At 46.3% G+C, this 1,490-nt stretch carries 1 pseudogene; it reads left to right on the top strand.

Annotation, left to right across the window (positions count from 1 at the left end):
* A pseudogene (gene vmeV, locus R8269_RS24205) lies at nt 1-1,490 on the top strand (multidrug efflux RND transporter permease subunit VmeV); the annotation flags it as partial.

Consider the following 1,490-nt stretch of genomic DNA (forward strand, 5'->3'; position numbering starts at 1 on the left):
GATTACGACTATGTCGAGCTCAAACGCTATGCCGACCACCTACGACGTGAAATCGAACTGGTTGATGGCGTGGGCAAAGTAGACATTGCTGGTGATCAGCAAGAGATGTTGTTCGTTGAAATCTCGCTTGACCGCCTTGCGTCTCTGAATCTCGACATGAACGTTGTTTCTGGCTTGCTTAACCAACAAAACAACGTAGTTTCGGCTGGCGAAGTTATGGTGAATGGTGAAAGCCTCGTCATTCGTCCTAGCGGTACGCTGAATACAGTTCAAGCGTTAGAAAACCTGATCATTCACGGTCGTGATACGGGTAATTTGATTCGCTTAAAAGACGTTGCGACGATCACCCGAAGTATTCAAGAAAAGCCGGGCAACATGATTTTGTTTAACGGCAAGAAAGCAATCAACATCGGTATTTCGTTTGCGTCTGGCGTTAACGTAGTAGAAGTAGGTGAGCGCCTTAACGCTGAGTTAAGCAGTTTAGAGTCCATCAAACCTGCGGGTTTGGACATGAGCTATTTCTACAACCAAGCGCAAGAAGTCGATGATTCTGTCAAAGCGTTTGTGATCAGCTTAGCTGAGGCGGTAGCCATCGTAATTATTGTGCTGTTGTTCACTATGGGCTTACGTAGTGGCGTGATCATTGGTGTGGTACTTCTGTTGACGGTGTTTGGTACGTTCATCTTGATGAATTACAACAACATAGAACTTCATCGAATTTCGCTCGGTGCGTTGATCATCGCGTTGGGTATGTTGGTGGACAACGCGATTGTTGTGGTTGAAGGTATTCTGGTTGGCCTGAAGAAAGGGCGCACAAAGGTTCAAGCTGCCGTTGATATTGTGAAACAAACACAGTGGCCTTTGCTTGGCGCGACAGTAATCGCAATTACCGCGTTTGCACCAATCGGCTTATCTCAGGACGCAACTGGCGAATTCATGGGCTCACTCTTCTGGGTGTTGTGTTTTTCATTGTTCTTGAGCTGGGTTACGGCAATTACACTCACGCCTTTCTTAGCAGACCTGCTTCTAAAAGAAGAAGAGAAAGACACGAACGGTGAAGACGAAGACCCTTACAAAGGCTGGTTGTTCGTTGTATTTGGCGCGTTGCTTAAATTCTCGTTACGTTTTCGTTGGATGACGGTCGCTGCGATGGTGGCGTTGTTAGTGGGTGCCGTTATTGCGTTTGGCAATGTGAAGCAGCAATTCTTCCCACCTTCGAATACGCCGATGTTCTACGTTGATATGTGGATGCCAGAAGGTACGGATATTCGTCAGACCATTAAGCAAGCGGAAAAAGTAGAAAGCTATATTCGTCAGCAAGATGACATCGATTTTGTCTCGGTTTCGATTGGCCAAGGTTTACAACGTTTTGCATTGACGTACCAACCGGAGAAAAGCTACGAGGCTTACGCTCAGTTCCAAGTGCGAACAACTGACCGTGACAATATGTTCAAGCTGCTTTACAAGCTGGATGACAATTTAGCTAAGAC

It is taken from the genome of Vibrio sp. Vb0667, from assembly GCF_033391095.1.